This window comes from Actinomycetota bacterium, assembly GCA_030017835.1.
In the GTDB taxonomy this organism is placed as follows: domain Bacteria; phylum Actinomycetota; class Aquicultoria; order UBA3085; family Oleimmundimicrobiaceae; genus Yes70-04.
In genome coordinates this window covers 16,950-40,178 of record JASEGU010000008.1, presented here as the reverse complement: position 1 = coordinate 40,178, position 23,229 = coordinate 16,950, and the positions used below count along the sequence as shown (strand labels likewise).

The window sequence follows — 23,229 nt, the reverse complement described above, 5'->3', positions numbered from 1 at the left end:
GGGTGCTCATGAGAAGCGGTTCAATCAGAAAGCTATATATAACGATAGTCACCTTGGTCCTAGGGCTGATCCCTTCGGGGATCGCCTTGGCCAGCGCGGCGGCGGAGGGCGGCCATGAGGTCGATAAGGTGGCGATGCAGTACTATCAGATCCAATGGGGTCTCACCATCGCAACCTTCGTCATCTGCCTGCTCTATGCCCTCAAGATCAAGCTGCGCGGCAAGGGCCACAGCGAGGGTATGCTCCTTGGCTTCCTCATCGTCATCATGGTCTTTGCCATCAAGGGACTAGATTATCCCCTGATGCTAAGGTCGTTTCATGAGACTCAGCAGCTCGGCACGATTAGGATATTCGTCATGTTTGTGGCGGCCTTCCTGATCACCTTCTACGGGGTTCTCGGTCGTCACGACGAAGAGCCGGGTGATCACGGGTCCGATCACGGACATGGATCGGGTCACGGAGAAGATCATGGCGCGGCCCCTGACGCGGGGCACCATTAATACCTATTTCACAGCTTTCAAGCTTTAGACGTGCTTCATAATACTATTTAAGGAGGTTTTAAAGATGAACGGTAGTTCGCAAGCTATGTTTTCGAATCCCGCACTCTTAGTTGTCTTAATCCCACTAGTCTTTGCGGTCCTCATCTTCTTGCTCGGCGAGAAGAGGAGCGGCTTGGGTTCCTTCCTGGGCGTAATCGCCTCGGTGGCAACCTTCGTCGTCACCCTCTCGATGATGAAAACGGTCATCGGCGGGGGGGTCTATGAGGCGAGTCTGGGTGAGGTCGTTCCCGGCATAAACTTTGCCCTAAGGGTCGATCAACTCGGTCTTCTTCTGGTCTTCACGGCCGCCCTCATCTGGGTCTTGGCCACCATTCACTCGATAGGCTATATGTCTCACGGTCACTCCAAGAGACGCTACTTCAGCTTCGTGGCCCTATGTCTATCCTGGACGGTCGGTGTTGCCATATCGGCCAACCTCTTTACCTATCTCATATTCTACGAGCTCTTCTCCTTCTCGACCTATCCCTTGATAGTTCATGAGGAGACCCCGGAAGCCCTGGCAGCCGGTAAGAAATACATGGTCTACATATTGATCGGTTCCTCCTTCGTGCTCTTCTCGATCATCTATACATACTTCTTGGCCGGCACCTTGGATCTCTCCATGGCCGGTATACCGGCGCTCGCGGCTCAGAATAGGGCAGCTCTTCTCGTCCTCTTCTGGGGCTTCATGATCGGCTTCAGTGTCAAAGCCGCCATGATGCCACTGCACGGCTGGGTCCCTCAGGCTCACCCGGTAGCTCCGGCTCCCTTTAGTGCCATCCTTTCGGGCGTCATGGTCGCCGTCGGTGCCTTCGGTATCGTTAGAACCGTGCTCAACGTCTTTGGCGTGGCCTTGGTCAAGAGCTTGAACGTCTCCTTCACCCTGGCCTACATAGTCTCATTCACCATCATCGTCTCCTCGATACTGGCCCTAAATCAGGACAACCTTAAGAGGAGGCTCGCCTATTCGACCATCGGTCAGATGGGCTACATAGTTCTTGGAACCGTCCTTTTGACCGAGTTCTCAATCGCGGGAGCCCTGGTTCACATCATTAACCACGCCCTCATGAAAGGAACTCTCTTCATGTGCGCCGGTAACATCATCCATCAATCGGGCAAGGCCAATGTGAGCGAGTTTCGCGGTCTTGGTAACAAGATGCCCTTAACCTTCATCGCCTTCACGATAGCCGCCCTCGGCATGATCGGTCTTCCGCCCTTTGTCGGCTTCATCAGCAAGTGGTACTTGGCCATCGGTGCGCTCGATGCGGGCGGAGTCTTCTTCGTCATAGTCCTCCTCATAAGCTCGCTCCTTGGAGGCGCCTACTTCCTGCCCATCATCTACACCGCCTTCTTCCAGAAGGCCGAGGGTGAAGCAGCGGCCGGACACGGCCATGACGAGCATGGCCACGGCGAAGCCGCCAAGGTCGAGTCGATAGAGGCTCCGGCCGTCATGACCATCCCGGTTCTCGTCGGTGCGCTCGGGGTCATCGTGGTCGGCATATTCGCCAAGGCTCCAGGTTTCCCACTAGATATCATAAAAGCAGCCACCAATATCTTGCTTAAGTAGGGGTGCTCATGAGAAGCGGTTCAATCAGAAAGCTATATATAACGATAGTCACCTTGGTCCTAGGGCTGATCCCTTCGGGGATCGCCTTGGCCAGCGCGGCGGCGGAGGGCGGCCATGAGGTCGATAAGGTGGCGATGCAGTACTATCAGATCCAATGGGGTCTCACCATCGCAACCTTCGTCATCTGCCTGCTCTATGCCCTCAAGATCAAGCTGCGCGGCAAGGGCCACAGCGAGGGTATGCTCCTTGGCTTCCTCATCGTCATCATGGTCTTTGCCATCAAGGGACTAGATTATCCCCTGATGCTAAGGTCGTTTCATGAGACTCAGCAGCTCGGCACGATTAGGATATTCGTCATGTTTGTGGCGGCCTTCCTGATCACCTTCTACGGGGTTCTCGGTCGTCACGACGAAGAGCCGGGTGATCACGGGTCCGATCACGGACATGGATCGGGTCACGGAGAAGATCATGGCGCGGCCCCTGACGCGGGGCACCATTAAATTAAAGTATTGGAGGAAAGTGTATGAGTGCGGCAGCAGTAGCTGGGCCCGTAACGGGCGGAGTAAGTAATCTTACAGCTTCTCTTCCGCTGGTAGCATGTCTTGTACCGGCCGGGGGGGCCCTGGTTGCCGGATTACTCAACAAGAGGGAGAAGTTAAGAAATGCAGCCACGGTCCTTACCACCTTGGCTACCTTCTTGGTCCTTCTTATGATGTATAATCCGGTGGTCAAGGGAGTATCTATTAAAGGCCATACCTATCTTGGCATTGAACGCGTTTATGGATTTTTAAATTTAGGATTCAAGGTCGATCCGACGGCGCTACTGATAGCGCTCACGACATCGTTCTTATGGCTCTTATCATCGATATATGCTGTAAGTTATATGTCGCACGAGCATGCTAGGACAAGGTATGCCACCTTTGTCCTTTTGACCTTGAGTGCGGACCTCGGTGTCCTTTTGTCCAGAGATTTTCTCTCTCTCTTCATCTTCTTTGAGATGCTCGGTCTCTTCTCGGTCATGCTGGTAATTCACGAAGAGAACGAGGCGGCCTTCTCGGCCGGAAAGCTCTATCTCTGGTTCGGCATCATCTTCGGTCTGGCCCTTCTGGTCGGTATTCTGCTTCTCTTCTCCTATACCGGTCAACTAAACATCATGCCGATGGCCGAATTGATCCAGAAGACGGTCCCAACTAATATGAGGTATATAATAGCGGCCTGCATGGTCGCCGGCTTTGGAGCCAAAGCCGGCGTCTTCTTCCTCCATGTCTGGCTGCCCGAAGCTCACCCGGTTGCTCCGACTCCGGCCAGCATGCTTCTCTCTGGCGTTATGATCAAGGCCGGCGCTTACGGTATCATCAGATCCATCAATACCCTCTACACTGAGGCCCATCCGGTCTTTGCCGAGGCAGCGGCGACCCATTCGGCTGCTGCCGGTCACGTGGCCGAATGGACGACCAAGACTACCTTGGGTTACGCTCTCCTCTGGCTCGGAATAATCACAATGTTCTTTGGTGTCGTTAACGCCTTGCTCACGGCCAATTGCAAGAGGATGCTTGCTTACCACAGCGTCTCTCAGATGGGCTACATCGTCTTCGGTTTCGGTTGTGCGGCTTACCTCGGTGCAGACGGGGCCATGGGTTTTGCGGGCGGTATCTATCATATCGTCAACCACGCTCTCTTTAAGGCCCTCTTATTCATGAGTATCGGTGCGGTCTACTTTAGAACGCACGAGCTCGACATGTATAAACTGGGTGGTCTCTGGCGGAACATGCCGATTGTGGCCATAGCCTGCTTGATTGCGGTCTTCGGCATAGCGGGCGTGCCCTTCTTCAACGGTTTTGCCAGTAAGACCCTTCTCCACCATGCCATTTTCGAGGCGTTTGATCACTCGGCCGCCTTTTCGGCGGTCGGCAAGAAGGACATCTTGCTCCTGGTAGCCGAAATAATCTTCATGCTGACGGCCTTTGGAACCTTCTGCTCCAACTTCAAGATGTGGCTCTTCGTCTTCATCTGGAAGAGGCCGGAGAAGTACAAAGATGTCGAGCGCGAGCCGATCTACATGACCATCGCGCTTGTGACTCTAGCTTCGGTCATCATCTTCATCGGCATGAAGCCCAACTGGATGATAGAGAGCTTCATTGGACCGGCTCTGGCCTACTTTGGTTATAATCCGGCCTCCCATCCCTATCATATACTGTTCAATACCCATGCGGCTGCGGGAGAGATAAAGTCGATCATTCCTCTCTGGTTTGACCCGGTTACTAAGGCAGTCTTCAGCAACGCTGACGCCCTTCACAACATCTTGGGTTCGGCTATGGCGGTTATGGGCGGCGGAATGTATTTCGTCTTAGGTTATCGCATAGGTCTCTTCCACATTCACCCGCCGGAATGGATCTCGGTCAGGTACTGGTATCTCAAGATCTCGGCCGCCTTCTTGTTCTTCAATAAGTTCGTTGCCGAATCCAAGAATAGCGTCAAGTCGAACATAGAGACGGGGCTTGTCGAGTCGGGGGCTTTAACCCTTCCCAAGCGGAGCCTTAGTGCGTTCGATAGGATCAGGCTGAAAGCCGGAAGCTTCTTATTGGAAGCCGTACTTGCTAAGATGCCAAAGACCCTTAGTGCGTTCGATAGGATCAGGCTGAAAGCCGGAAGCTTCTTATTGGAAGCCGTACTTGCTAAGATGCCAAAGACCCTTAGTGCGTTCGATAGGATCAGGCTGAAAGCCGGAAGCTTCTTATTGGAAGCGGGTCTTGTCAACGTGCCGAGAAATGTTGATTCACTCAACAATAGGATCAGGCGCAGGATCAACACCTATCTCTTCAAGGGCAAGCACGAAAGGCGCAGAGAGATAAGCGTGCGCGTGGCAACCCTGCTCGAAGAGCAGAAAATCAGAGGCGAGATTATCAGGGATATTGCAGAAGCCGTCTCAAACTTGAATAGGGGATTGGACGATCTCTCCCAGAGGGAGCTCCACGCCTTAAGAAAGGTCTTAATCCAGATAGAGGAGCCCTTGATCCGCGAGGAGCATCTCTCCAGAGCCGACCTCAGCGCCCTAAGATATATGGGAGCTGCCGTCGAGAGCAACCCGAACCTCCTAAGCAAAGAGGATGTCTATTGGTTGAACAGGCTGCTTACCAGCGCCGAAAAGACTCTGGAGAGGGATCAGAAGATTATTAAGGATAAGCTGAATCGCCTGCAAGATACCATCGTCAAGCTGGAAGAGATCAGCAAGATGTATGGCGGAGAGGGCATGTTGGGAACCGGCGAAGGTCCGGCCACCTTAGAAGAGCTCCGCGCCCAATTCACCATATTTGGTGAGATGGGCATGGAGAGCATGGCCAAAGCCGAGGACTTCGTCGAGTCCGATAGGATAGAGCAGCTCTTCCAGAGAGCGCTTTTTGAAGCCGGCAAGGCCCAATTGACCTACAAGATACTGACCTATGGCGTCTATCAGGAGATGAACTGGATTAGAAGGATGATCCTGGCTGGTCTCACCTTCCTCTCCGAAAAGAGATTCGCCGGGGCCGAGCAAGCGCTCTATGCTGCCATAGACGTCGAAGAGACCAGGGATTCGATCCGTTCATACACCAGGGATATCGGTACCAATATACTGATAATGATAAGCCTCCTTCTGGTTATTGCGGGCTCCTTGCTCTACGTAAGGGCCTTCTAGAGACAAGGTCATTTCTAGTCATAATTAAATAGCACCATAAACTCCTTAAGCGGGCTATTCTAATCGATAGCCCGCTTAAGAATAGGTGCTCCTAAAGGGCATTTATGGCCTCCATTGGTCATATTTGAAATCAATTAATCTTTAAGAAAAGGGAGTTTTGAAGTGAAGAGATGCTGGCAACTCAAAGGCTGTCCGGCCAGCCACTATCTCAGCTGCGAGGCCTATAAGAAGGGTGAAAGCTGCTGGGTAAATAAGAATGGCTGTCTTTGTAAGGCTGGTCTTGAATGTAGGGTCTGTCCGATTTACGCAAAGCACGTAAATGATGAGGATGGTTCAAAATAGGGCTCGACAGGTAAAATGCGCCAGCTCAGTTATCGAATCTTTTGTTTGCCTTCAGGTTAAGTATCAATTCGACTTCACCGGCCCCTATGCCCAAGACCTGGGCGATCTGATTGGAGCTAAGACCCAAAGAGACCATCTCATCCAGGCTTAGTCCTTTTGCTATCTCGTTGATGCTTAAGCTTTCCTTATCCGGCGACTTCATCTCAATTTTCTGCTCTCTGGTCACGTGGGCCATATTATCAATCAACTCTTCGGCCCTCTTGATGACGAGTTCCAAACGGATCGTTGCCCGGTCAGCCTCACCAAGAGCTCTTTCAGAGGCCGTTTCGATTTCGGAGAGGAGGTGGCTCAAAGAGTTTTCCAGTTCTTTGAGCTCGAGGTGTTTTCCGGCTTCATCGGCAAATAGCGAGCTCTTTCTCATCCCTTTCGCTAGTAGGAATGGTAAGAGTACCAAGATCAGCAGCAATAAGAAGATCAATATTTCCAACAATCCCCCTAAATCTTTATATCCAAATTTTGACCCGTCTCTTCTTCCTCATCCTCATCGTGGGCACCCTGTTCGTTGTATGCCTCTTCCTCGGACTTCTTCTCTCCACCCTTTTTCCTTCGCTCTTCCTCTCTTATCTCTGCCTCTTGTGGCTTTGGGGTCTGGGTTACATCCTTCTCTCTGTTTTTGTGGATCTTGTTCATCTCTTGGGCAAATTGCTGCTGTTGAATGCGGGAATGTTGTTGTTGTATCTGCTGGATTCTCTCTACATCCTGGGTCTTTTGTATTATTATCTGCAGGTCACTTGGGCGAATGGACATACCCGTCCTCATTAAGGTGAATACGTTCCGATATGGATTTCTCCATTCTTTTCATAGAGCGAGCAGGAGTCGAGCTCGTCGGTTACGTTTATTATAGCACCTCTTATGGTCACCTTCACTTGTGAAAATATCTTTCTTGAAGCCGATACTTTGGCGAAGCGCGAAGCGAATAGTGTCTCTTTGAGCTGGTCCAATCTCTTTTTGAGGAGGGTGTTATCATCCTCAAAAAAGGAGATATTGGTCTTGAGCCTCTCGTAGAGACCGACCCGATCCTTGGTTAGAAAGCCCTTCTCCTTCCGCTCCTTCTCCAGGAGCAGTATCGCCTTTTCAGTATCGTCTATCTTTCGTGACTTCTCCTCTATCTCGTTTTTGACAAGGTCATATTCTGCCCTAACTTCCGGGATGATGCCGACCTCTATCACGGTCTCGGTCCCAAGGTGGGAGCCGATGTTATTGGCATCGACGTCCTCTCCGGCCCTAATGACTCCACCTGAAATGAGCCCCTTGCCCCGTTTGACCAAGATCTTCTTATGGGCGAATATTTCGCTGTGCAGGACGGCATCTCCGACTATGACATTTCCCCTGGAATGGATAATGGCGTTGCTGATATATTTTGCCGTTACGTCCCCGCCGGCTTTTACTATTCCCTTGCTGTGAGACTGGACGCCCGCCCCGATGATTATCGCCTCTTCCGCTTCCAGGGTGGCGCCCTCCACGCCCCCCCTAACCTCGATACTTCCCTTGGCTTTAACGGAGAAGCCGTCTCTGACCCAACCTCTGATGACGACGCTTCCGATGAAGTCTATGTTGCCGACCGAAAAATCTACGTCGCCGCTGGTTTGATAGATGGGCAGGACGGTTATCTTGCCGTCCTTTATGTGGGGAGTTCCGTCTATCTTGGCGAAGGCGGTCTCCCCATCTTCATCTTCGACCGTGTAGACGTTCTGTCCGATAGGAATCCTTCTATCCTTGCCCGCCTTCTGTAAGATCCCTTCGCCAAAGACGCTGACTCCCGGAACTCCAGGGGTAGGGGGGGTCTTTTTTGCCAAGGGCTCGTCCTTGGTGACGTTTATTATCTCGTTTATTTCACGAAAGTCTATCCGCAAGTTTTCGGGGTTTTCGATCAATTCCTTCTTGTGGGGGCCCCTCTCAAAGAGGTACTCGACGCTGGCATTCTCGCCGTCGATGGGAGGGACCCCTTGAGCTAAAAGGACCGGTTTGCCGTAATAGAAACCTCGCTTATCGGCGGCTATCCTTTCTATGAGGCCCCATTCGACGCCGTAGGTTACGTTGTTCATCATGAGGGCCGACTCGATATCCTCTTTGCTTGCAGGTTTGCCGTCCCCCCAGGGCTCGCTGATGAGAGCGTTTGCCGTGACCTTGTCCCTGGATACGGTTATCGTGATCTCGCCATCCTTGGGAGTTATCGGCTGGACGGGAGCTATCCAGACATCGATGCTATCCTGTTTGCTTACAGCCTCCATTACGTTCTTCATATCGAAGTCTTTGATCTCACAGTACCTAATCCTTGCCATGACCCGCTCAAGCCCGACGCTCTGGCCCTGTCCCTCCGGAGGATAGACCCGAAGGAAGATGCCATCGCCCTTGGCAAGGAGGCTAAAAGAGCCATCAAGATCGGCGGAGATCTCCTTTTGAGAATTTTCCTTTTCTTCCCCCGGGTTAATCTCCTCAGAATGGACGGCTTTAAAGCGGTAGGCTCCGGCGCTCGATGGCGCATCGCCATCCGATGACTCCAAGGAGACCTCACTCCTGTGAGCCTTGAGTATCTTAAGGGCGGCCTTTATGGCCGCCTCTTTGATTTTCGCTTCTACCTCTATCGATTCCTTATCTTCCATCCGGTTTCCTCTTGAATTAGACCAGAGCGTCCTGCTCTAGGTGGCTGAGCATCTCACGCAAGCGCAAGACCGCCTTGGTCCGTATCTGCGAGACTCTAGATTCCGAAAGGCCCAGAACCTGGCTTGCTTCTTTCAGAGTCAGGCCGTCATGGTAATAGAGAGATATCACTATCCGCTCCTGTTTGGCAAGGCTCTCTATGCCTCGGGCCAAAGCGGCCTTGATGTCCTTGGCCTCGAGCACTTGGAGGGGGTTTTCCGCTAGCTTATCATCCAGCCTTTCGCTGAAGGTCAGGGTCGAATCGGAGTCGCTTACGATGAAATCCTCCAAAGAGACTAGCGACATCCTGTTGACCTCGGCCAGCATCAGGTTATAGCTACTCATATCCATGCCGAGCTCTTCAGCCAGCTCAACGTCCTTGGCCTCTCTGCCGAGCTCTTTCTCCAGTTTGACGTGGGCCTCGAGCAGACGCTTGGCCTTCTGGCGCAGAGAGCGGGGGGCGTCGTCCGAGAGGCGAAGCTCATCGACAATGGAGCCTCTGATTCTGGGGATGGCGTAGGTCTCAAATTTTAAGCCCCTAGAGAGATCGAACTTCTCGATGGCGTCGATTAGACCGATTATCCCGTTGCTGACCAGGTCGTTTGACTCCATCTTGAGCTTGGGAGAGAGATTGTCCTTCATCCGCTCGACGATGTATTTGACAAGCGGTAGATACTCGATTATCAGTTCCTCGCGAGCCTTCTTATCTCCATTGATCTTATAACGAGTCCAATTATCCTTGCCCTTAATCTTAACTCACCTCGGGTTCCAAAGTAATATTAAAGGTAAAATTCACATATTCATTTAATCGGATTCAATCGAGGGTTAGTTGAGGATTTTGAGGAATCTATTACGTGGATGCCGGATTTGCCCTTTGTCTCCTTGTGACGCAATCGGCGATGGCCGCTTCGGAGAAGATCTTTCTTATCACGTAAGAGACCGCTCTTACCAGGATGGAGACTAGGATGAAGGCGAGAAGGGCTCTTTTGTAGAAGATGTTTATTATATCGCCTCCCGAGATGAAGGCGAACAGGCCGGATACCAGGCCGAGGATGATGCCCAAAAATAACCTGATTGCTGCGATGTTGTTTTGATCGGTGAGATAGGAGGTCATCAATCCCTCCTTATGGCCTGCTCTTTAAGGAGGAACCCGATTACCTTGTCCCGGTCACTCTCCTTTATCGTATTGAAATAGACCCTGACCGTAAGGAAACCGTCGTCGCCCAGGGTAGCACCCAAGATCTCCCCGACGATATTTATGCTCTCTTCAAGGCTGGGAAGGTGTATCTGCAGCCTTATCCTCTTTTTCACCTTGATATCTGGGTCGTTTGGGATCTCTATCGCGGCTCCGCCGCCGCTTATATCCAGGGCTCTGGCGAAGTAGAGCCGGGAAGAGTATAGATCCTGGCTCGTTTCGACGAGCCTGTATTTCAGCCCGATGTTCGGATTTCTAAGCCGGTAAAACTCGCGTCTCTGGATCACCGAAGCCTCCTTCAAAGGTTTCAAAGCCAATAGCGAAATGTCGCCTCTGAGCTCGAAGACTTCGGTCTCGAGATTATAGCGTCCCGTCTCGGCCAGGGCAGAGAGCTTCAAGCGCACATTGGGGCGGAGCCTTTCTATATCGGCGCCGTCGCTAGGCAATTGGGCCAATATCAGACCTTCATCCACCCCGAAGACCTCGCTCTTCCAGGATTGGTCTAGAGCTTTGGAGTAGATATCAACCTCAAGGCCCCTCTGAAATACTTTATCCAAGTTCATCAGCTTCACCACCAATAAAAAGCCGCATAAAGAAATTCATCAGCCCTTCCCCCTTCGGATGGGCAGAATCGGACCGAGCAAAGAGATCGGCCACCCTAAGAAGTGACCTTGAGGCGTGGCTTGTCGGCGATTCGATAAGCCAGGGCCTCTGCATTCTGACAGCCTTGGTCACAGCCACATCCTTAAATATATAGCCCAGACTATCTACTCTTTTATTCAAGAACTGCTTGGCCACCAGGGATATCCTGTCGAAGACCTCTTTGCCCTCGGCCTCTCCGCTCACCATATTGACGATGAGCCCGACATCGACATCAAAATCTCTCTCGCTGACCACCTTGATCAGCCCGTAAGCGTCCGTTATGGCCGTCGGCTCCGGGGTGGTCACCACCACCGCCTCACCGGCCGCCATTATGAAATCGAGGACATTTTTGGATATGCCTGCTCCGGTATCGATCAAGGTGATATCCGACTCATCCTCTATATCGACGAATTTTAAAATTAGTTTAGCTCTCTCTTCATCGGAAAGTTCTGTCAGTTCCATTATACCCGAAGCTCCAGGTATTATTCTTATCCCGCCCGGTCCTTCGAGTATGATATCGGCAAGTCTCTTCTCCGAAGCCACTAGGTGCTTTAGATTATATTTTGGAGTCAGATCTAGCAAGACGTCTATATTGGCAAGACCCAGATCGGCATCTAAGAGAAGGACTTTCTTGCCTCGCCCAGATAGGGCGATTGCAAGGTTGATGGCTATATTGGTCTTGCCGACCCCGCCCTTACCACTGGTTATGGCGATGACCCGGCTCTTTGATCTGACCGGAAAGGCTGTCTTTTTGGTCTTGGTTTTTGGAACCCCCTTCTCCTTTGCGAGCTCTCTAAGTTTTTTTGCCTGATCCTTCTTTTCAATCATTTCCGATCCTTAAAATTATCTTAGCCACCAGGGCGGGGCTTGCCGCCTCGATATCATCTGGAACATTTTGGCCATCCGTTATGTAAGATAGAGGAAGCCCGGTCTCCTTGAGGAGGCCGAGCATGCTTCCCGGGCTCCGGGTCTCATCCAGCTTGGTGAAGAGGAGGTTGGAGACATTGGCCTTGGAAAACCTTTCGACGGCATCGATGAGATCGGCCGGTTTGGTGGTTAAGCTCAAGACCAAGATGATCTGATCCGGTTGGCAGGCGGAGATGAGGTCAGCGAGCTCCAGGATCTGATCCTGATTGTGGGGGCTTCGCCCGGCCGTATCGATCAGGATGAGATCCTTATCCTCATGTTTTCTCAAGGTAGTTCTCATATCATCCTGACAGAAGACTATTTCGACCGGTGCTCCGATGATCTCGGCATAGATTTTGAGCTGTTCGACTGCGGCTATGCGGTAGGTATCGGCCGTAATCAAGGCGACATTTTTGCCTGAGAATATGCTGCTTCGAGCGGCCAACTTGGCTATGGTGGTCGTTTTTCCGCTTCCGGTCGGCCCGACCAGGGCGATGACCTTTCGTCCTTCGCCCAGCTCCTCCAGGGTTCCTTCAACCCTGACCCTTGCCGATATCTCAGAGAAGAGGGCCTCTTTGAGCTGGGTGGGGCCAGAAGCGCCTTCACCCAGGTTCTGCTTGGCCGAGACGATGATATTTTTGGCCAGTTCCTCATCGACTCCTTGCTGGGTTAAACTCTTTAGCGCCTCCATCATCGCCTCCGATGCCTCCGCCATGAAGGGATCATTCTCAATTGGTGATATGGAGCGGATCATCGTCTTTATCTCGTCCATCTCGTCTCTTAGCATGCCGAGCTTCTCTTCGAGGCGGGGTGCAAGATCGCTTGCCCTGGGGTCCGACCCTTCTCGCTTCATCGGCGGGTCGCCCATCAGGTTCAAGTCGAGGGCGGCCGTGATCTCAACCCTCTCCTTTGAAAGGAATTTGAAGGGACCCTTCTTGGGGCTCCGCTTGGTATGAAGGATGATGGCCTCGCGGCCCAAGTCGGCCTTGACCTTGGCTAGGGCTTCCTCTATCGTTGCCCCCTCGTATCTCTTTACCCTCATCAGCTCACCATCCCGACGATCTTGAGCTCGATATTGGGGACGATCTCTAAGAAGGATAGGACGATGAGGTCGGGCACGAAACGGGCGGTTAAGCGTTTGAAGGGAGATCTGATCTTGCCCGAGCAGAGCAGGATGGGGCTGTGTCCTTCTTTGAGCAGTATCTCAAGCTTGACCGAGATATCCGATATTATCTTGTTGACCCGGCTCGGTTCCAGGGCGACTTGAGAGCCCTGCTCCGTCTGTTGGATGGCCTCGGCTATCTCGCTATCCAATTCGGGCGAGAGGGTTAGGACGTAGATGCGGTCGTTCTCCTTATATTGATTGCAGATATTTCTGGCCAAGGCTTGCCTTACCCGGTCGGTCAGATAGTCGATATCTCTGATGTGGCTCGCGTGATCGCCGAGCGTCTCTAGAATGGTTACCATATCGCGGATGGCGACCTTCTCTCTCAAGAGGTTCTGAAGCACCTTCTGGACTTCACCCACCGTCATTTGGCCTGGAATCAGCTCTTCGACGATGATCGGGAAATTCCGTTTGGTGTTATCGATTAAGGCCTGGACCTCTTGACGGCCCAGAAGCTGGTAGGAGTTCTTCTTGACCAATTCTGAGAGGTGGGTTATGACGACCGAAGCCGGATCGACCACGGTGTAACCTAAGAGTTCGGCCCCTTCCTTTTGGGTTTCGGTTATCCAGAGTGCATCCAGAGAAAAGGCTGGCTCTTTGGTCGGTATGCCCTCCACCTTCTCCTCTACGCCGCCGCTCTCGATGGCCATGTAATGGTCGAGCATGATTGAGTATCGGGTCATCTCCACGCCTCGTATCTTGATCACGTAATCATGCGAGCCGAGTTGGATGTTGTCGCGTATCCTGATCGGCGAGACGATGTAGCCAAGGTCCATAGCTATCTGCTTGCGCATCAAGGTGATCCTATCCAAAAGCTCGCCGCCCTGGTCGGGATCGACGAGAGGTATCAATCCGTAGCCGATATCCAGCTCTATCGGATCGTACTGAAGGTTCTCCAGTATGCCTTCCGGCGTTCGCATTCTATCCTCTTCAGCCTCTCTCATCTCGGGCTCGGCCAAGGCCGCCTCTTCGGTCGGCTGACTGAGGAGGTAGTAGGCGCCTCCGATTCCCGCTGCGACCAGAAAGAAGGGGAGCTTGGGCAGGCCCGGGACCAGAGCGAAGAGGATGAGAAGGATTGCCGCTATGGCCAGAGCTTTGGGACGGGCCAGAAGCTGGGTCGTCAGCTCATCACCGAACGGTTTCTCCGAAGCCGCCCGGGTCACGATGGTGCCGGCCGCCGTGGAAAAGAGGAGGGAGGAGACCTGGATAACCAGGCCGGCTCCAATGGCCAGCGTTCCGAAGGTCTGAAGCGAGGTCACTATGTCCATGCCTAGCTGGACGGCTCCGATTATGAAGCCGCCGAGCAGGTTGACTATCATAATTATTATGCCGGCGATGGCGTCTCCCTTGACGAACTTACTTGCACCATCCATGGCTCCAAAGAAGTCGGCCTCGTCTTCGACCTCGCGCCGTCTCATCTTGGCCTCTTCTTCGGTTATTATGCCGGCGTTCAAGTCGGCGTCTATCGACATCTGCTTGCCGGGCATTGCGTCCAAGGTAAATCTCGCTGCGACCTCGCTTATTCTCGTCGTTCCCTGGGTGACGACCAGAAACTGGATGATGACAAGGATGATGAAGATGATGATGCCGACGACGTAATTTCCGCCGATGATGGCCGAGCCAAAAGCCTGAATGACGACGCCGGCCGAGCCCTGCGAGAGGATTAGGCGGGTCGCCCCGATGTAGAGGGCCAGCCTAAAGACCGTTGTGATGAGGAGAAGGCTTGGAAAGATCGAAAGTTCCAGGGCCTTATCGATATACATGGTCAAAAGGAGGACGACGATGCTTAAGGTGAGATTTAAGCTTAAGAGGAGATCCAAGAGGGGGGCGGGGATCGGGATGATGAGCATCATCACTATGATCGCAAGGATCATGGCGACAGTCAGATCGTTATATCTGGCCTTTCTCAGCCCAGAGGCCGCTTCGGTTCCGTTTGCCATCTTATATGGAATGCTCCCCAAATTACATAGCCTTCTTGCGACTTATCTGGTAGACGTAGGCCAAGATTTCAGCCACCGCCTTAAAGAGCGAGGCCGGAATCTCTTCGCCCGGCTCGCACGTCTTATAGAGGGATTGGGCGAGAAGCCTATCCTCTATTATAGGGATATTGTGGATGGATGCTATCTCTTTTATTCTCTCGGCCATAAGGCGGGCTCCCTTGGCCACCACCCTTGGAGCGGCCATCGAATCGGGCTCATAGCGTAGGGCCACGGCCAGGTGGATGGGATTGGTGATGATGACGTCTGCCTTGGGGACCTCCTGGATCATCCGGGAGATGGCCATCTGGAGCTGTTTTCTCTTTATCTTCCCCTTGATCTTGGGATCGCCTTCGGCCTGTTTGATCTCATCTTTGATCTCCTGCTTGCTCATCTTCATGCTCTTTTCATGCTCGTAGCGCTGATAGGCATAGTCGAAGGCGGCCAGGACGAATAGGGCGACACCGATCTTGACGCCGATCTCGTAGGCTACTTCGGCCATTGTTACCAGGATCTGACCGAGATCCATATCGATGAGCTGTATGATCATCGGCAGGTTCTTCATGGTCACCGAGTAGCCGATGTAGCCGAATATCAAGAGTTTTATCATCGATTTTACCAACTCCATGAGGGATCTTGGCGAGAAGAGGTTCTTGGCTCCCGATATGGGATTGATCTTGTTCAAGCTGGGTTTGAGCGATTCCAAAGAGAGGAGGAAGCCGACTTGACCGATGCTCGCGATGAAGCTAACCACCACGACGACCAGGAATATCGGAGCAAGGATCCTGACCATGACCATGAGGACCGAAGCGAAGATGGCCGAGAGGCTCTCCGGTGTGAGCGAAGTGCTGCCAAGATTGGAATAGATCGAAGTGAAGAGGGCCTCTATCTCGTAGATGATCGATTGGCCAGAAAGCCTTAAGGCGAAGAAGACGGCCAGAATGATGACGGCCGAATTTATCTCATTGCTCTTTGAGACCTGGCCCTTCTGCCTGGTTTCCTGGCGGCGTCTCGGAGTCGCCCTCTCTGTTTTACTGGGATCGGCCATAATTCACCTACCTCAAAGCGCCAAGTATCTCTAGGGGAATACCGCGTATCACGCTGCTCAAATAGTAGAAGAAGAAGGGCATGGTTATCACCAGAATGGCGAAGCCCACCCCGATATTTAGAGGGATGCCGACTATGAAGACGTTCATTTGAGGCATCGTTCGAGCGATGATGCCAAGGACCAGGTTGGCCATGAAGAGGGCTCCGATGGCCGGGGCGCCTATCTTTACGGAGATGACGAAGATGTCTGAGAAGAAGCGGGTTATGTTCTCTACCAGGGCTCCCGAGACGGTAAAGGCTCCGAGCGGCAGAATGGTAAAGCTCTGGGAGAGGGCGGTAAATAGAAGGTGGTGACCATTTATGACCAGAAAGAAGATGAGGGCCAAGATGTACTGGAACTGGCCGATGACCGAGACTTGGATGTTGGTGATGGGGTCGATGACGTTGGCGATACCAAAACCCATCATGAAGTCGATGGTCTTGGCGGCAATCAGAATGCCGCTGAAGATGAGGTTTGGAATGTAGCCGATTATCAGGCCGACCATAAGCTCTTTGCCAATAGAGATGGTCAGATAGACTAGGCGCTCATCAATGGGAGGGATCTCGATGAATGGCATGATTATGATGGCCAAGAAGAAGGCCAGGCCCAGTTTGACCCTCTGGGGGACGTTGCGGGCCGAGAAGATGGGGGCGGCAAAGAAGAGGCCGCTCACCCTGGCAAATATCAGTATGAAGGAGATAAATTCCATTTTGGTTGGCGAGAGATAATTCATCGGCCCTCTCCTTGGGCGTAAGGCCCGAGCGCTACTTGATGAAGTTTGGCAGATCTATCAGGATCCTTGAGGTGAAGCTGAGGAGAAGCCCCAGCATCCAGGGGCCGAAGATGACCAGGGCCGAAATGGCCGCAAAGACCTTGGGTATGAAGGTCAAGGTGAACTCGTGAACCTGGGTTACGGCCTGAAAGATGCTTATGGCAAGTCCAGCTATCAAGGTAAAGGTCAAGATGGGCAATGTTATCTGAAGGACCAATATCAGCGTCCTTCGGCCCATCTCCATAACCATGCCTTCAGTCAATCAAACCCCCCCTTTACTTGCGCTCCCTTTTTCATTAGCGAAAACCCATTACCAGCGAGCGGGTGATGAGATGCCAGCCGTCCACCATGACAAAAAGAAGCAACTTCAAGGGGAGGGATATCATGATGGGCGGCAGCATCATCATGCCCATGGACATCAGTATGCTCGCTATTATCATGTCAATGACCAGAAACGGGATGTATATAAGAAAACCCATGATGAAGGCGGTCTTAAGTTCGCTGATTATGAAGGCGGGGATGAGCACGTGAGTTGGGATGTCGCTTGGGGCTTTGGGCCGCTCCATCTTGGCCAGGCTCACAAAGAGGGCGAGATCCTTCTCCCTGGTCTGTTTGAACATGAATGTTCTAAGCGGTCCCGTCGCCGTCTCGATGGCCTGAGCTTGATCTACCTCTCCGTTTAAGTAGGGTCCGAGGGCCTCGGTATTTATCTGGTTGAAGACCGGAGCCATGATGAAGAGGGTTAAAAAGAGGGCGAGTCCCACGATGACCTGAGAGGGTGGAACCTGCTGGGTGCCGAGCGCGTTGCGGACAAAGGAGAGGACGATGGCGATCCGCATGAACGAGGTCGTCATGATGAGGATGGCCGGAGCGAGCGAGAGGATGGTTATGAGAAAGAGGATCTGGAGGCTGACGGCTACGTCCTGCGGCGTCTCAGCCTCCCCGACTCCAAGATTTATGCTTGGGATGGGGATCTCTGGTTGGGCCAAGGCCGGCCTTGGCCCAAATGTCAGGGCAGAGAGCGCGAGAGCCACTCCGAGTGATATGATCCAAAAAGTCCTAAAAGCGGCGACCCTCATCTCTTATCCCCGCCATCTCTGGTGAACTCATCGACCCTCTTGGAGATGGAGGCGGCAGCCTCCTTCACGCTTTTTCTGATCTCAAAGGAGCCCTTATCCCCCCCACCCATCTTCTTTGCGAAACCGAAGAGCTGGCCCTGGAAGGAGGCCGCCGGACTGGCCGCCTTTTTCGATCTTATCTTGGCCACTTCATTCTCATCATCTATCTCAAAGAGGAGGGCTATATCGCTTGCTCCGACTCCAAGCAGGACCGTCTTTCCTCCCGCCTCAACCAGCATTAGGGATTTATTGGGAGCTAAGTACTTTATCTCGGCTATCTTTATGAGATCGTTTCCTTCGCTCGCAAAGGGAGCGCCCCGGCCAAGGAAGATCTTGAGGCCTTTTACCATTAGATAGCCGAGGGCCAGGACGAAGGCTAGGCTCAAGAGATATCTTAAGGCGGTAAGGATGAGGGAGATGATCTCGGCAAACAGGGAGGGCTCTTTAGCGGCCCCTGCCGGATCTTCGTACTCTCTTAGCAAGAAGCCCCCTTCATCTTGGGCAGTCTCTTCTTGAGCGGAGGGCGGCCCTTCGCCCCCCGCAGGATTTTCGCCCGCGGCGTAGGCATGCCCGATAAGAGTGAAGCGGTTTCTTGCATCATTTTGGGGCGGGCTTAGGGGTGAGGAGGTTAAAGCTCCAAAAATAAGGAGTGAAATAAGAAAGAATAAAAATATTTCCCGTCTAAAAAAGCGGGTTATGCCGACCCCTCCCTTGAGGAGAATCATTTAAATTCATCATACTCCAGACACAAAATATGTCAAGAAATTTGAGTCAAAATACAACATATTGTGTTTTTCGGCCGGGCTCGGCTCGGCCTTGAGGGGTAAATGGCTCGTTCCTTGCCCGGCCGATTTTTTCTGTGCCTGGTTAAACTTTTTGACAATCTTGTCGAAAATAATGAATGCTGCTCTGGCCAAAGAAGGCTTGTGGCAAAAAGGGGCTAAATATCCATAATATGCGGCTTTTAAAGGGAAGACCGCGGGAAAGAGGTGTTGGCCTATCAAACTCTTAAAGAGGAAAGAGAAGAATCATAACGACGATAGTCTGCACGAAGCAGAAAATCCAGGGAGGGATAAAAAATTGAAGAAGTTTAAGATCGAAAAGTTTCTCTTTGCAATGAATCATTGGAAGATAAGCACCCGCCTGAAAACGGCTTTCATGTTCATGGTGGCCCTGATAGTCATCTGTGGGTGCACTTCCATATATTTCTTGGAGGTCATGGGGACAAAAACCGAGACGATCGCCATTAGGGCAGATGAGCTCGAGGTGGTCGGAGACTCCTTGACCATGATCTCAGGATACCTTGCCCCCATCCGCATGCTCGTCATCGAGCATGACTTAAGCTATCTTGACATATTCGAAGAGAAGGACAAGGAATTGGATACGGCTCTGGCCCACATGGAGGAGATGTTTAAAGCCGTGGGCGAGGAGGGCAAAGAGGAGTTGGAGCTCATCAAGGGGACGATGGCCGAGAAGGCCAAGATGAAGACCGAGGCTGAGGATGTTATCTCCACCCATACCGATCTGGTCGTCTCAGCCCACAAGATAAAGGCTATCGACGACAATTCGGCCGCCATGATAAAGGATATCGAAAAGACCTACAAGCTGGCCGAAGAGTTCATCAATGAGAGCATAACGGATGCCCAGACCGCTCAGAGCCGGGCCAATGTAACCATGATAATCCTGCTCATTTTAAGCTTGGCTCTTGGAGCCTTCTTCGGGATGGCCATCACGGCATCCATCGTCAACCCCATCCAGGAGCTGGTCGATGGGGCCGAGAAGATAGCGGGCGGCGACTTCACTGTGGAGATAATCAGTCATTCCAAGGACAGGATAGGCGTGCTCGCCAACGCCCTCCACGATATGGCCAAGAATCTGAGGGAGGTAATCAGCCGCGTCAAGGATGATGCCAACAAGATCAACGACTCCTCCCACGGACTCTCCGACGTATCGGGCGAGATCTCGACCGCGACTGATCAGGTGGCCCAAGCCATCGGCCAGGTGGCCAAGGGGGCGAGCGAGCAGTCGGATAGTTCATCTAGGGCATCGGAGCTGATGGGTGAGATATCATCCGCCATCGATCAGGTGGCCAAGGGGGCGACCGAGCAGTCCCAGAGCGTCGGTCAAGCGGCCGATCTGGTCAACCAGATCTCGACCGCCATCGATCAGGTGGCCCAAGGCGCCCAAGAACAGTCCAAAAATGTGAATGAGACGACGAGTCACATGACCGAACTATCTGACGTAATAGACAGCGTGACCAAGCGGGCCAAAGAGGTGGCCGGCGTGGTCGCTCAGACCAAAGAGGTGGCTCAAAAAGGCGGCACCGCGACCGATGAGACGATCAGCGGGATGGACCGCATCAAGGATGTAGTCCTGGAGGCGGCGACCAAAATCCAGACCCTGGGCGATCAGTCTAAACAGATAGGCGAGATAATCAACGTCATCAACGATATAGCCGAGCAGACCAATCTGCTCGCCCTAAACGCGGCCATCGAGGCGGCCAGAGCCGGCGAGCACGGCAAGGGCTTTGCCGTCGTGGCCGATGAGGTCAGGAAGCTGGCCGAAAGGTCGGCCGCGGCCACCAAGGAGATAGCCAACCTCATCAAGGGGATCCAGGTCGGCGTGGAAGAGGCCGTCGAGTCGATGGAGAAGGGCACGGCTGAGGTTGAGAAGGGCTCAAGCCTGGCCGAGAGGGCCGGCGGCGCTATCAAGGAGATGATGAGGGCGATAGAAGCGGTGGTTGATCAGATAGACGAGGTCTCTAAGGCCTCTGACCGCATGGCCGTCTCGACCGAACAGGTGGTAAAGGCGATAGATACCATCGCCTCGATCTCCGAAGAGAACACTGCCGCGGCCGAAGAGGTAGCCGCCTCGACCGAACAGGTGGTAAAAGCGATAGATACCATCGCCTCGGTCACCCAGGAGAACTCGGCCTCGACCGAACAGGTGGCTGCTTCGACTGGAGAGGTGGTCGGTGCGGTCAATAATATCGCGGCCGTCTCACAGCAGACCGCGGCCTCGGCCGAACAGGTCTCGGCCTCCTCTGAGGAGCAGGCCGCCTCGGTTCAGCAGGTAGTCGGTGCGGCCAAGGATTTGGCCCTGATCGCCGAAGACTTAAATGAGCTGATGAAGCAGTTTACCGTCTAATATCCAGTTAGCGGCGGGGCGCGCCTTGAAATCGAAAAAGAGCATCCGCCCCGCCCGGATTTAAGCCGCACGAGAGGGAGGAGGGCTTAAACTTGGAAGATATAAAGCAGGTCGAAGAGGAACAGATTGTCGTCTTCAAGATAGCGAACGAGGTTTGCGGGATAGATATATCGAAAGTCCAAGAGATAATCAGGATGCAGCCGATAACCGAGGTTCCCAAAGCCCCGGAGTTCGTAAAGGGCGTGATCAACCTTCGGGGCAAGGTGATACCGGTCATAGACCTTCGCGAGAGATTCGGCTTCGAGGCGAGCGAGGACACCAAATCGACCAGGATCGTCGTGGCCGAGGTCGGAAGCGACACGGCCGGTATGATAGTTGATGCGGTGGCCGAGGTCATCAGGGTTCCCCTTACAGCGATTGAGCCGCCCTCACATGTGGTAGAAGGACTCGGTTCGGACTATTTGAGGGGGATAGGTAAGGTGGACGAACGCTTAATCATCCTGTTGAACATGGAGAAGATCTTAAACAACAACGAGCGGGAGTACTTGAGCGAATATAAGGAAGAACCGGATAGAAAGTAATGAGCCGGTCCTTAAAACCTTCCTTTTTCGATGCCGGAGGCTGGGCTCAAGATCTAATCATGCTGGGAAGGTGTACCAAAGATGGGAAATACTATACTCGTTGCCGACGATGAATTTCATATACGAAGGACACTAAGTAAGGTTAAACCTGGAGAGAGCCGGCTTTACGGTCATTGAGGCCGAAAATGGTCAGGAAGCGGTGGATGCGGTCCTCTCTAAGGAGCCGCCCGACCTCATACTCCTAGATATCTCGATGCCCGTAATGAGTGGTCTGGACGCTTGTAAGATCATTAAAAATGATCCGAGATCAAAAGATACACCGATCGTGATGCTGACGGCAAGGGGCCAGGGCCAAGATGAGAAGGCGGGCATATCGGCTGGAGCCGACTTCTATGAGACCAAGCCCTTCAGTCCCAAGCTTATAGTCGAAAGGGTATCGAGCATTCTATTCGAAGGCATGATCTAGTTCGATTAAATCTGGCCGCCCGATCTTAATAACCGCGCGATCCGGTCGAACATGCTTTTGATCCAAGCCCGTAAGAACGGCCCCTAGGAAGTGGTGACCATGAGTGCAAGCGAGAGACTTGCCCCAAGTGAAGTTGAAATCAACTCCATGGCGGAGGAACTGAGCGGTGTCTACGAGGAGCTTACCCTGCTCTTTCGTTTGAGCCGGGAATTCTCCTCCTCTTTGGATAGTGGCGAGATAGCCAAGATGATGGCCAAGGAGATATCGGCCCAGCTAAAGTCGGGGCTTGTCATTGTGCTGATAAACGACGAGGAGACGGGCAATCTAGAGATAAAGGCTACCTCAAGCGGGGAGTCGTTGCAACGGGATATCCAGAACTATCACAAGGTTACCATGGGTCTTGCTCAGAATATGAAAGCGAAGAGCGGGGCGGTCATTCTCAATGATATCAATTCACCAGATTCACCCGACCACATCTTTTACGGCGAGGGGACCGTCAAGCTCCTCTCTGCTCCCATCCGGGCGGGAGGAGAAGATGATGGGAGTCGTCAGCGTCTATCGAAAGGCCAGCGAGGCCGAGTTCGATTCCAAGGAGCTCAAATTGGTCGAGGCGATAAGCAATCAAGCGGCCATCGGTATGGTCAACTCGATTACGCATAAAGAGATGCACGACATGCTCTTTGGCATCATCAAGGTCCTGGTCGGTGTGATGGAGAAGCGCATCTCGAGCGTGGCCGGCCATTCGATCAGGGTGGCTATGTATGCCAAGCTGATAGCCGAGGAGATGGGTCTTCCGACAGCAGAGATGGAGGACCTTCAGGTCGCCTCCATCCTGCATGACATCGGAAAGATCTCCTTGGATAAGGAGATACTCGGCGTTCCCATCGACCAGCTTCCCGTCGATAAGATGTTTGAATTCATGGAGCATCCCGTGCGCGGCGTAGAATTGATTGAATCGATAAAGAGCTTAGCTCACATAAGCGCGAGCATACTCCACCATCACGAATCCTTCGATGGAACTGGTTATCCTGATGGCAAGAGGGGCGAGGATATCCCCATCCACTCCAGGATCATCGCGGTGGCAAACGAATTCGACAGGGCGGCCCATCAACTGATCCAGAAGAAGCTGACCACTATCATGGCGGTGGAGAAGATCAAGAGCAAGTCGGCCACCCTCTTGGACCCCAAGGTGGTCGCCGTCCTTATCTCAGCTCATGAGACGGGGAAAATGACAATTTAGATGGCGGCAGAACCTGTTTTGCCGCCAAGAAAAAGATTTTTTGGGCCGAGGCCGATTAAGAAAAGCATGGGTGAAACCGATAATAATTTGAGATGTCTTTTGACCTCAAATTG

23 protein-coding genes are annotated in these 23,229 nt (G+C 52.7%); 9 read left to right on the top strand and 14 right to left on the bottom strand.

The features are described from left to right. Positions 1–8: 8 nt before the first annotated feature. The 4 genes from QMD53_03480 (at position 9) to QMD53_03465 (ending at position 5,779) form a co-directional block, all read left to right on the top strand. Entirely contained in the window at positions 9–500 is a 492-nt protein-coding gene (locus QMD53_03480) for a hypothetical protein (GenBank protein ID MDI6799718.1), read from the top strand. A gap of 64 nt (positions 501–564) precedes the next feature. Beyond that, on the top strand, positions 565–2,106 hold the full coding sequence (locus QMD53_03475) for a monovalent cation/H+ antiporter subunit D family protein (GenBank protein ID MDI6799717.1): 1,542 nt from the start codon (positions 565–567) through the stop codon (positions 2,104–2,106). An 8-nt stretch (positions 2,107–2,114) separates the two neighbouring features. Next, on the top strand, positions 2,115–2,606 hold the full coding sequence (locus tag QMD53_03470) for a hypothetical protein (GenBank protein MDI6799716.1): 492 nt from the start codon (positions 2,115–2,117) through the stop codon (positions 2,604–2,606). A 23-nt stretch (positions 2,607–2,629) separates the two neighbouring features. Continuing rightward, entirely contained in the window at positions 2,630–5,779 is a 3,150-nt protein-coding gene (locus QMD53_03465; GenBank protein ID MDI6799715.1) for a proton-conducting transporter membrane subunit, read from the top strand. A gap of 367 nt (positions 5,780–6,146) precedes the next feature. Here the strand turns inward: QMD53_03465 and QMD53_03460 are convergent, their stop codons facing one another. From QMD53_03460 to QMD53_03395, 14 genes are all read right to left on the bottom strand, one after another. Then, positions 6,147–6,608 carry a hypothetical protein gene (locus QMD53_03460; GenBank protein MDI6799714.1) on the bottom strand — a complete coding sequence of 154 codons (462 nt, stop codon included), beginning with the start codon at positions 6,606–6,608 and terminating at the stop codon, positions 6,147–6,149. 8 nt (positions 6,609–6,616) lie between these two features. Further along, positions 6,617–6,940 (bottom strand): hypothetical protein, encoded by a 324-nt coding sequence (locus QMD53_03455; protein MDI6799713.1) that lies wholly within the window; start codon positions 6,938–6,940, stop codon positions 6,617–6,619. Beyond that, complete coding sequence (locus tag QMD53_03450) at positions 6,940–8,784, bottom strand: FapA family protein (protein ID MDI6799712.1); 1,845 nt, start codon at positions 8,782–8,784, stop codon at positions 6,940–6,942. Before QMD53_03450 ends, QMD53_03455 begins: the two co-directional genes overlap by 1 nt. A 16-nt stretch (positions 8,785–8,800) precedes the next feature. After that, positions 8,801–9,538, bottom strand: a complete 738-nt coding sequence (locus QMD53_03445) for a FliA/WhiG family RNA polymerase sigma factor (GenBank protein MDI6799711.1) — start codon at positions 9,536–9,538, stop codon at positions 8,801–8,803. Positions 9,539–9,671: 133 nt separating this feature from the next. Beyond that, on the bottom strand, positions 9,672–9,935 hold the full coding sequence (locus QMD53_03440; GenBank protein ID MDI6799710.1) for a hypothetical protein: 264 nt from the start codon (positions 9,933–9,935) through the stop codon (positions 9,672–9,674). Then, positions 9,935–10,579 carry a PilZ domain-containing protein gene (locus QMD53_03435; protein MDI6799709.1) on the bottom strand — a complete coding sequence of 215 codons (645 nt, stop codon included), beginning with the start codon at positions 10,577–10,579 and terminating at the stop codon, positions 9,935–9,937. Before QMD53_03435 ends, QMD53_03440 begins: the two co-directional genes overlap by 1 nt. After that, entirely contained in the window at positions 10,566–11,486 is a 921-nt protein-coding gene (locus QMD53_03430; GenBank protein MDI6799708.1) for a MinD/ParA family protein, read from the bottom strand. Before QMD53_03430 ends, QMD53_03435 begins: the two co-directional genes overlap by 14 nt. Then, a complete protein-coding gene (gene flhF / locus QMD53_03425; protein ID MDI6799707.1) occupies positions 11,479–12,606 on the bottom strand; it encodes a flagellar biosynthesis protein FlhF in 1,128 nt (375 codons plus the stop codon). Before flhF ends, QMD53_03430 begins: the two co-directional genes overlap by 8 nt. Continuing rightward, a complete protein-coding gene (gene flhA / locus QMD53_03420; protein MDI6799706.1) occupies positions 12,606–14,669 on the bottom strand; it encodes a flagellar biosynthesis protein FlhA in 2,064 nt (687 codons plus the stop codon). The genes flhF and flhA overlap by 1 nt, the downstream gene beginning before the upstream one ends. A 22-nt stretch (positions 14,670–14,691) precedes the next feature. After that, complete coding sequence (gene flhB / locus QMD53_03415) at positions 14,692–15,753, bottom strand: flagellar biosynthesis protein FlhB (GenBank protein MDI6799705.1); 1,062 nt, start codon at positions 15,751–15,753, stop codon at positions 14,692–14,694. A gap of 7 nt (positions 15,754–15,760) precedes the next feature. After that, the gene (gene fliR / locus QMD53_03410) at positions 15,761–16,525 is read right to left on the bottom strand and encodes a flagellar biosynthetic protein FliR (protein ID MDI6799704.1); all 765 of its coding nucleotides are present in this window, start codon (positions 16,523–16,525) and stop codon (positions 15,761–15,763) included. Positions 16,526–16,556: 31 nt separating this feature from the next. Then, positions 16,557–16,826 carry a flagellar biosynthesis protein FliQ gene (gene fliQ, locus QMD53_03405; protein MDI6799703.1) on the bottom strand — a complete coding sequence of 90 codons (270 nt, stop codon included), beginning with the start codon at positions 16,824–16,826 and terminating at the stop codon, positions 16,557–16,559. Between the two features lie 34 nt (positions 16,827–16,860). Further along, a complete protein-coding gene (fliP, locus tag QMD53_03400; protein ID MDI6799702.1) occupies positions 16,861–17,643 on the bottom strand; it encodes a flagellar type III secretion system pore protein FliP in 783 nt (260 codons plus the stop codon). Next, on the bottom strand, positions 17,640–18,164 hold the full coding sequence (locus QMD53_03395) for a flagellar biosynthetic protein FliO (protein MDI6799701.1): 525 nt from the start codon (positions 18,162–18,164) through the stop codon (positions 17,640–17,642). The genes fliP and QMD53_03395 overlap by 4 nt, the downstream gene beginning before the upstream one ends. 598 nt (positions 18,165–18,762) lie before the next feature. On the opposite strand from QMD53_03395, the gene QMD53_03390 reads away from it, so the two are divergent. The 5 genes from QMD53_03390 (at position 18,763) to QMD53_03370 (ending at position 23,116) form a co-directional block, all read left to right on the top strand. Next, positions 18,763–20,829 carry a methyl-accepting chemotaxis protein gene (locus QMD53_03390; protein ID MDI6799700.1) on the top strand — a complete coding sequence of 689 codons (2,067 nt, stop codon included), beginning with the start codon at positions 18,763–18,765 and terminating at the stop codon, positions 20,827–20,829. Positions 20,830–20,921: 92 nt separating this feature from the next. Beyond that, a complete protein-coding gene (locus QMD53_03385; protein ID MDI6799699.1) occupies positions 20,922–21,410 on the top strand; it encodes a chemotaxis protein CheW in 489 nt (162 codons plus the stop codon). Between the two features lie 199 nt (positions 21,411–21,609). After that, a complete protein-coding gene (locus QMD53_03380) occupies positions 21,610–21,876 on the top strand; it encodes a response regulator (GenBank protein ID MDI6799698.1) in 267 nt (88 codons plus the stop codon). Between the two features lie 99 nt (positions 21,877–21,975). Then, the gene (locus QMD53_03375) at positions 21,976–22,536 is read left to right on the top strand and encodes a hypothetical protein (protein ID MDI6799697.1); all 561 of its coding nucleotides are present in this window, start codon (positions 21,976–21,978) and stop codon (positions 22,534–22,536) included. Positions 22,537–22,585: 49 nt separating this feature from the next. Next, positions 22,586–23,116, top strand: a complete 531-nt coding sequence (locus QMD53_03370; protein ID MDI6799696.1) for an HD domain-containing protein — start codon at positions 22,586–22,588, stop codon at positions 23,114–23,116. Positions 23,117–23,229 lie beyond the last annotated feature (113 nt).